The 7,997-nt window shown below is 34.6% G+C and carries 8 protein-coding genes and 1 rRNA gene; 4 read left to right on the top strand and 5 right to left on the bottom strand.

The window, feature by feature from the left end; genetic code table 11:
* The first annotated feature begins 128 nt into the window (after positions 1 to 128).
* The 3 genes from rrf to BMX64_RS11065 all read left to right on the top strand — a co-directional run bounded on the left by rrf (position 129) and on the right by BMX64_RS11065 (position 1,728).
* A 5S ribosomal RNA gene (gene rrf / locus BMX64_RS11070) occupies positions 129 to 238 on the top strand.
* A 189-nt stretch (positions 239 to 427) separates the two neighbouring features.
* On the top strand, positions 428 to 862 hold the full coding sequence (locus BMX64_RS15790; RefSeq protein ID WP_208858972.1) for a helix-turn-helix domain-containing protein: 435 nt from the start codon (positions 428 to 430) through the stop codon (positions 860 to 862).
* Positions 862 to 1,728 carry an IS3 family transposase gene (locus BMX64_RS11065; protein ID WP_208858971.1) on the top strand — a complete coding sequence of 289 codons (867 nt, stop codon included), beginning with the start codon at positions 862 to 864 and terminating at the stop codon, positions 1,726 to 1,728. Before BMX64_RS15790 ends, BMX64_RS11065 begins: the two co-directional genes overlap by 1 nt.
* A 699-nt stretch (positions 1,729 to 2,427) precedes the next feature.
* Here BMX64_RS11065 and lptB read toward each other — a convergent pair.
* The 4 genes from lptB to BMX64_RS11045 all read right to left on the bottom strand — a co-directional run bounded on the left by lptB (position 2,428) and on the right by BMX64_RS11045 (position 5,381).
* Positions 2,428 to 3,168, bottom strand: a complete 741-nt coding sequence (gene lptB, locus BMX64_RS11060) for an LPS export ABC transporter ATP-binding protein (RefSeq protein ID WP_066082639.1) — start codon at positions 3,166 to 3,168, stop codon at positions 2,428 to 2,430.
* Positions 3,169 to 3,254: 86 nt separating this feature from the next.
* On the bottom strand, positions 3,255 to 3,608 hold the full coding sequence (locus BMX64_RS11055; protein ID WP_073209737.1) for a carboxymuconolactone decarboxylase family protein: 354 nt from the start codon (positions 3,606 to 3,608) through the stop codon (positions 3,255 to 3,257).
* The gene (tatC, locus tag BMX64_RS11050; RefSeq protein ID WP_091171800.1) at positions 3,601 to 4,416 is read right to left on the bottom strand and encodes a twin-arginine translocase subunit TatC; all 816 of its coding nucleotides are present in this window, start codon (positions 4,414 to 4,416) and stop codon (positions 3,601 to 3,603) included. Before tatC ends, BMX64_RS11055 begins: the two co-directional genes overlap by 8 nt.
* A complete protein-coding gene (locus BMX64_RS11045) occupies positions 4,416 to 5,381 on the bottom strand; it encodes a KpsF/GutQ family sugar-phosphate isomerase (RefSeq protein ID WP_167543056.1) in 966 nt (321 codons plus the stop codon). The genes tatC and BMX64_RS11045 overlap by 1 nt, the downstream gene beginning before the upstream one ends.
* 85 nt (positions 5,382 to 5,466) lie before the next feature.
* Here BMX64_RS11045 and recQ point away from each other — a divergent pair, with 85 nt between their 5' ends.
* A complete protein-coding gene (gene recQ / locus BMX64_RS11040) occupies positions 5,467 to 7,662 on the top strand; it encodes a DNA helicase RecQ (protein ID WP_091171799.1) in 2,196 nt (731 codons plus the stop codon).
* Between the two features lie 79 nt (positions 7,663 to 7,741).
* On the opposite strand, the gene BMX64_RS11035 is transcribed toward recQ, so the two are convergent.
* Positions 7,742 to 7,981 (bottom strand): hypothetical protein, encoded by a 240-nt coding sequence (locus tag BMX64_RS11035; protein WP_091171797.1) that lies wholly within the window; start codon positions 7,979 to 7,981, stop codon positions 7,742 to 7,744.
* Positions 7,982 to 7,997: the final 16 nt, after the last annotated feature.

Below are 7,997 nucleotides of genomic sequence, written 5' to 3'. Positions count from 1 at the left end.
ATTCAGTGTAAATGTTTCAGTATCAACTTTTTATTTTCTTTATCTCAGTATGTTAAGATATTATGTAACTGATGTTTATATAACTATAAACAACATTACAGTAATTGCCCAAAGCAATTATAACCTCTTAAGGTGGTTATTGCGGCGGGGCTCACCTCTTCCCATCCCGAACAGAGTAGTTAAGCCCGCCTGCGCAGATGGTACTGCAGTTATGTGGGAGAGTATGTCGTCGCCTTTCTTTAATCTGAACTAGTTTCAGATTCTATTAAATCCTCATCATTTATTTGATGAGGATTTTTTGTTTTATAACTCTCCGAAGTGTAGAGCTGGTCGTCTTTCCTTGAAGAATCCTTATCTTGAATTTGATCAGGTTTTTTTATGTATAATATGTCCCGTCCTGAAATAGCGATACACAAAAAGTATCCTAATGGAAAAACATGAAGAAACTCGCTATGTGAAGCGCACCCAAAAAGACTACACAATGTCTTTTAAATTACAAATTGTTCAAGAAATAGAACGAGGACAACTTACAGCTACAGAAGCTACAAAGAAGTATGGCATTCAATGTAGAAAGACAATTATACAATGGCTAAGAAAATTTGGTAACTTTGATTGGGAAAATCAAATACCTTTTAATATGACAAAATCTCCAGAACAGAGGATAATGGAGCTTGAAGCCAAAGTAAAACTTCTAGAGAAACAGAAGTCATTTTTGGAACAACAAGCTTTTGTTGCCGATAAAAAAGCTATCATTTTTGATATGATGATTGATATCGCTGAAGAAGAATATAAAATTGATATACGAAAAAACTCTCCCCCCGAACAATCGACCATTTTAGACAAAAAGAACAGCAAACAATAATGTTCGCCTGTAATTTGTTCGGGATAGACAGACAGGTTTATTATCGAAGAATTAAAAGAAAAACCATCAAAGAAGCCAAAGCTATTAAAGTGGTATCGATGGTTCTTGAAATCAGAAAGAGTATGCCAAGATTAGGAACAAAAAAGTCTTATCATATTTTATTAGATAAGTTTCAATTAATGAATATTGGAAGGGATAAACTATTTGATATACTAAGAGCTAATCATTTATTGATACAACCCAAAGGGAGTTATCATATAACTACAAACTCTCATCATCGATTTAGAAAACACCAAAATCATATTCTTGATTTAGAAATTAACAGACCCGAACAAGTCTGGGTCTCCGACATAACCTATATTGGAAAAAGAGACAAGCCACGTTATTTGAGTATTGTTACAGATGCCTATTCTAAGAAGATAATGGGATATTATGTCGCAGACAATATGAATACAGAGAGTAGTGTTATGGCTCTGAAAATGGCGATAAGACAAAGAAAAAACAAGGAAATACTGTTGATTCATCACTCAGACAGAGGATTACAATATTGTGCTAATGATTACCAAAGTGTTTTAAGTAAAAATGGAATACTTCCAAGTATGACACAAAATTCTGATCCGTATGAAAATGCTGTAGCTGAAAGAATAAATGGCATATTAAAACAAGAATTTATGATTGATAAATACAATCTAGAATTAAGTGTTATCAAACGAATTGTCAAAGAATCAATTAATATTTACAATACTCAACGACCACATTATTCAAATTATATGCTTACTCCAGATCAAATGCACTTACAAAATCAAATTAAAATGAGAACTTATAAAACAAAAAACAGCAGTAAACTTTTACTTACTACTGTTTAATAATTGTAATTTTATTTTTTATTAATCCTGTATCGTTTTTTTAGGACTAGACAATAAGGCTTTTTTATTAGATGTTTATCGCTTTAAAACACTCATATTTTGAGAATTTTGTCGTGAGAAAAGACCAGTGTTTAAAGAATTTTAATTTGGATTATTCATAGAAACCAAACTACGTAGAGGTAATAGTATTCGAGCGAATAGTTATATTTATTTTTGGTTGAAAATATGATAATTTTACTGATGAAGATGAATTATGTATTACAAGGTTGGATAGGCTAATTTTGCCATCACACAAAGTCAAGAAATAGATTTTATTTCTAATCTATGTAGTAAGTGGAGAGAACTTATGATAAAGCTTTTAAAGATAAAGGAATGTAATTCAGTTAAATTGAGGTAAAAAAAATGAATCAAAACTCGGCGGAGAATTAGGATTGACGGTGCTATAGTTATATAAAAATAGAGTACGGAGTTCAATTAGTTTAGAGGAGGAGATTTTTTCTATAAATGGAAATTTAAAACTATCTCTCAAGTAAGAAAAAATCCGTTAACTTAAAAAAATTAAATATATTGAGTCAGAGCGCCATATATTAAAAAAATTATAGGTTTTTTTTAAGAGTCGTCTACATTTTTAGTATCAGTAAATACAATTAAGAAGTATTTAAATTCTTTTGAAATTTGTATAAATAAATAGCAGAAATTCTAGAACTCCAATTTTTTCTTTCTCAATTCGAAATTTTGTCCAAGATATACCCGACGCACCATTTCATCTTCTACTAATTCTTCTGGAATACCTGCTTTTAGGATTCCACCTTCAAACATCAGGTAGGTCTTGTCCGTAATGGCTAAGGTTTCTTGTACGTTGTGATCCGTAATCAGAATACCGATATTTTTATTTTTTAGCTGTGCTACAATCCTCTGAATGTCTTCTACGGCAACAGGGTCAACACCCGCAAAAGGTTCATCTAATAATATGAATTTTGGGTCGGTGGCCAGACAACGTGCAATTTCGGTACGACGACGCTCCCCACCGGAAAGTAAATCGCCTCTGTTGGTACGAATGTGTTCTAGGCTAAACTCGTCGATTAGACTTTCCATCTTCGCTTCTTGCTCGGCTTTGGATAGTTTTGTCAATTGTAAAACACTTAGTATATTGTCTTCAATACTTAATTTTCTAAAAACAGAAGCTTCTTGCGCCAAATATCCGATTCCTTGCTGTGCTCTTTTGTACATCGGGTAATCCGTGATGTTCAAGTCGTCCAGAAATATATTGCCTGAATTTGGTTTAACCAATCCTACAATCATATAAAAAGAAGTTGTTTTTCCAGCACCATTAGGCCCTAAAAGTCCAACGATTTCACCTTGGTTCACCTCTACCGAAATGCCTTTGACAACACTGCGTCCTTTATAGGTTTTGATTAGATTTTCGGCTCTTAATTTCATGTTCTTAGATTTAATCGTTTAATATTTTAATCGGTTATTCATCAAATAAACAAATAACCGATTAAACTATTTAGTTTCTTAACAAATTATTTGGTTGCAGTTTCTTCTAATGCTTCCCAGAATTCATACGCTCTACGTAAATGAGGCACTACAATAGTTCCGCCAACAAGTGTTGCGATTCCCATAGCTTCCATCATTTCTTCTTTGGTAACACCTTCTTTATGGCTGGTTTCCAAATGGTATTTTACACAGTCATCGCAACGTAAAACTGCCGAAGCCACCAATCCCAGTAATTCTTTGGTTTTTACATCCAGAGCACCTGCTGCATATGCATTGGTATCTAGATTAAAAATTCTCTTTACAATTTTATTATTGTCTGCCAATAATTTTTCGTTCATTTTAGAACGGTACTCGTTGAATTCTTCAATTATATCAGCCATTTACTTTTTTTTGATTTTTTACTACTATTTTTGAAATTAAGATGCTTGCTTCATAAATTAATAACATTGGTATGGTTACAATTATTTGACTCACCACATCCGGTGGAGTTACAATTGCGGCAACTATAAGAATAATGATTACGGCATATTTCCAGTATTTTCTTAAGAAGACTGGTGTTACCAATCCTAACTTGGTCAAGAAATAGATTATTATTGGTAATTCAAAAAACAGTCCACACGCAATAACACTTGTTTTTACAAGTCCAATGTAGGAGTCAATACTAAATTGGTTTTTTACAACATCACTGATGGTGAATGTAGCGAAAAAATTGACAGACATCGGCACAATTACATAATAACCGAAGAGCACGCCCAAAAAGAAAAGTAATGAGGATGAAAAGATGAAAAGTTTCGCGTGTTTTTTCTCCGTATCATATAATGCAGGACTTATAAATTTCCAAACTTCCCATAGGATGAATGGGAAACCAAGAATAAATCCGGCTGTTATACACGTCCAAATTAAAACGTTAATCTGACCCTCCATATTCGTGTTTTGGATGATGAAAGGCATTTCCGTTACGCAAATGCTTTCGGCAAAACCCAATTGATTGGACAAATCACAAAAAAATCGATAGGTTATAAAATTAGCATTTGTTGGACCAAAAATGATGACATCAAAAATATAATCACTTATGAAAAAAGTGACGGTAGCCAAAATTAATATTGCAATTGTACTTCGAACTAATAACCATCTTAATTCTTCAAGATGATCTAAAAACGACATTTCGTTTAAGTTTTTTTTTGCCATTATAGTATTCCTTCTTTTAAAATATCGTGTAAGTGCAATATGCCTTTGTATTCAGTATTGTCTTCAACTACTAATTGCGTGATCGAAAAATCTTCCATTATATTCAATGCTTCCACTACCATAGCGTCCGAAGAAGTTGTTTTTGGATTTTTTGTCATAATGTCTTTCGCAATTAAATCGGCAAAAGTATCTCTGTCACTTAGCATTCTTCGAATGTCACCATCGGTAATGATTCCAATTACTTTGTCATTTTCAACCACGGCAGTTACACCAAGACGTTTTTCTGAAATTTCGAAAATGACTTTCTTAATAGAAGCGTCCGCTGCAACCATAGGTTTTAAGCTGTGTTCCAACATGTCTTTTACACGTAACAATAATTTCTTACCCAATGCGCCTCCAGGATGGTAGACGGCAAAATCTTCGGGTTTAAAATCGCGCATTTCCATCAGGCAAACGGTAATGGCGTCCCCCATCACTAACTGTGCGGTAGTGCTATTTGTTGGAGCCAAATTATTCGGACAAGACTCGGCATCTACTGTGGTGTTGAGAACAAAATCAGAGCCTTTAGCTAAAAAGGAGGTCATGTTTCCGGTTATTGCAATCAAAGCGTTTCCAAAACGTTTTAAGAGCGGGACTAGGACTTTTATTTCCGGACTGTTACCACTCTTTGAAATGCAAATAATCACATCCTCGTTTTGAATCATTCCTAAATCTCCATGAATGGCCTCTGAAGCATGAAGAAAAAGCGAAGGCGTTCCGGTAGAATTAAAAGAAGCAACCATTTTTTGAGCAATAATTGCACTTTTTCCAATCCCTGTAACTACTAGTCTTCCTTTAGAATTGTAAATTTTTTGAGTAGCTTCGATGAAATTTTCATCCAGATAATCAGTAAGTTTTGCAATCGATTTACTTTCCGATAAAATGGTTTTTTTGGCACTGGCCAATATATTTTCTTTAGTGATCAAAACAGAATGATTAAAATTTGTATGTGTAAAAGAAATTTGTACCTTTAGGTGTTGCAAATTTATACAAAATACCACATAATAAAGAATGAATTCAAACGAAATTGATATACACAAAGAATTAAAGAAATATTTTGGCTTCAGCCAATTTAAGGGTTTGCAAGAACAAGTCATTAAAAGTCTTCTTAATAAGCAAAACACATTTGTTATTATGCCCACAGGAGGAGGAAAATCACTTTGTTATCAATTGCCCGCTTTAATTCAGGAGGGAACTGCTATCGTAGTATCACCTTTAATCGCTTTGATGAAAAATCAGGTGGATGCCATTAGAAGTTTATCTTCTGAAAATGGCGTTGCCCATGTTTTAAACTCTTCTCTTACTAAGACTGAAATTGCCCAAGTAAAAAAAGACATTACTTCCGGATTGACGAAGTTATTGTATGTTGCTCCAGAGTCTTTGACTAAGGAAGAATACGTGAACTTTCTAAAAAACGTTACTATATCTTTTGTAGCTATTGATGAAGCCCATTGTATTTCAGAGTGGGGACATGATTTTAGACCAGAATACAGAAACTTAAAGCACATTATCAAGCAACTGGGAGATGTGCCCATTATAGGTTTAACTGCAACTGCTACGCCAAAAGTACAAGAAGATATTCTGAAAAATTTGGATATGACTGATGCGACTACTTTTAAGGCATCATTCAACAGACCTAACTTATATTATGAAGTGCGTACTAAAACGAAGAATATCGAATCGGATATTATTCGTTTTATCAAACAACATAAAGGGAAGTCCGGTATTATATATTGTTTAAGCCGCAAAAAAGTAGAGGCTATTGCCGAAGTTTTGCAGGTAAACGGCATAAGTGCTGTGCCGTACCATGCGGGGTTAGATGCTAAAACCCGTGCCAGACATCAGGATATGTTTCTAATGGAAGATGTAGATGTGGTAGTGGCAACAATCGCTTTTGGGATGGGAATTGACAAGCCGGATGTTCGTTTTGTAATTCACCATGATATTCCTAAATCATTGGAAAGTTATTATCAGGAAACGGGTCGTGCCGGTCGTGACGGAGGTGAAGGTCATTGTCTAGCCTATTACTCTTATAAAGATGTCGAAAAATTAGAAAAATTCATGTCAGGGAAACCTGTTGCCGAACAGGAAATAGGATTTGCCTTATTGCAGGAAGTCGTAGCTTATGCGGAAACTTCAATGTCCAGAAGGAGATTTCTTCTTCATTATTTCGGAGAGGAATTTGATGATGTTAATGGCGAAGGCGCTGATATGGATGACAATGTTCGTAACCCGAAAACAAAAGTCGAAGCCATAGACCAAGTAGTGCAACTACTGGAAGTGGTTCGAGATACAAAGCATTTATACAAATCAAAAGAAATTGTTTTTACCTTGATTGGTCGTGTCAATGCAGTGATTAAAGCACACAGAACAGACACACAATCTTTTTTTGGATGTGGTTCCGATCATGATGAAAAATACTGGATGGCCTTATTGCGACAAGTTCTTGTTGCTGGGTTTTTATCGAAAGATATTGAAACCTATGGCATCGTAAAAATTACTAAGAAAGGATTGGATTTTATTAAAAACCGAGAATCCTTCATGATGTCCGAAGATCATGAATATAATGAGACCGTAGACGAAGCTATTGTAACGGCTTCAAAATCTACAGGAGTTGCTGATGAAGTTCTGATGGGTATGTTGCGTGATTTGCGTAAAAAAGTAGCCAAAAAAGTTGGTGTTCCGCCTTTTGTAGTTTTTCAAGATCCATCACTGGAAGATATGGCTCTGAAATATCCGATTTCCCAAGAAGAATTAATCAATATTCATGGGGTTGGAGAAGGAAAAGCTAAAAAATACGGCAAGGATTTTTTAGAATTAATCAGCCGATATGTTGCCGAAAACGACATCATTCGTCCTGAGGATTTAGTAGTTAAATCTACCGGGGTTAACTCCGTAAATAAACTCTATATTATTCAAAATATCGACAGAAAATTATCATTGGATGATATCGCTTCCGCCAAAGGAATTAACATGGATGCTCTAATTAAAGAAATGGAGCAAATTGTGTATTCCGGAACCAAACTGAATATCAAATATTGGATTGATGATATGCTTGATGATGATCAGCAGGAAGAAATTCACGATTATTTCATGGAATCCGAATCCGATAATATAGAAAACGCACTCAAGGAATTTGAAGGGGATTATGATATTGATGAATTGCGTTTGATGCGAATTAAATTCATCAGCGAAGTGGCAAATTAGTCATAAAGTCTAAGGTCTTAAAGTCAAAAGTTTTAGCCGGTTTGGTGTTTTTTACCTTTAGAGCTTCGACTTTATGACTTTAGGCTGTATACAACTCTCCTCGATGCGGTTTCAAAGCATCGCGAACCTGAATCATATTTTCATCGGTGACAACCATAAAAGCAATGGCTTGCATCTCGCTCTGAATTTCGAAGCCTGTTATATTCAATGGTAATTTTTCAATAGCGATGTATTCTTTCAAATGAATTTCATGGTGTTCAGCCGTTTTTGCGGATGCTGGTCCACGGAAATCCCAAATCAGTTTTATTTTTCTAGACATTTTATTAGGTTCTATG

The sequence above is a fragment of the Flavobacterium sinopsychrotolerans genome, assembly GCF_900110375.1.
Lineage (GTDB): Bacteria > Bacteroidota > Bacteroidia > Flavobacteriales > Flavobacteriaceae > Flavobacterium > Flavobacterium sinopsychrotolerans.
Note: the sequence above shows the minus strand (reverse complement) of the source record. Positions and strands in the feature narration are given on the sequence as shown.

Bases quoted from the DNA above. Each gene is read 5' to 3' on its own strand.
- BMX64_RS15790 (WP_208858972.1), top strand. From the start codon at position 428: ATGGAAAAACATGAAGAAACTCGCTATGTGAAGCGCACCCAAAAAGAC.
- lptB (WP_066082639.1), bottom strand. From the start codon at position 3,168: ATGAAATTAAGAGCCGAAAATCTAATCAAAACCTATAAAGGACGCAGT.
- BMX64_RS11035 (WP_091171797.1), bottom strand. From the start codon at position 7,981: ATGTCTAGAAAAATAAAACTGATTTGGGATTTCCGTGGACCAGCATCC.
- tatC (WP_091171800.1), bottom strand. From the start codon at position 4,416: ATGGCAAAAAAAAACTTAAACGAAATGTCGTTTTTAGATCATCTTGAA.
- BMX64_RS11065 (WP_208858971.1), top strand. From the start codon at position 862: ATGTTCGCCTGTAATTTGTTCGGGATAGACAGACAGGTTTATTATCGA.
- recQ (WP_091171799.1), top strand. From the start codon at position 5,467: ATGAATTCAAACGAAATTGATATACACAAAGAATTAAAGAAATATTTT.
- BMX64_RS11055 (WP_073209737.1), bottom strand. From the start codon at position 3,608: ATGGCTGATATAATTGAAGAATTCAACGAGTACCGTTCTAAAATGAAC.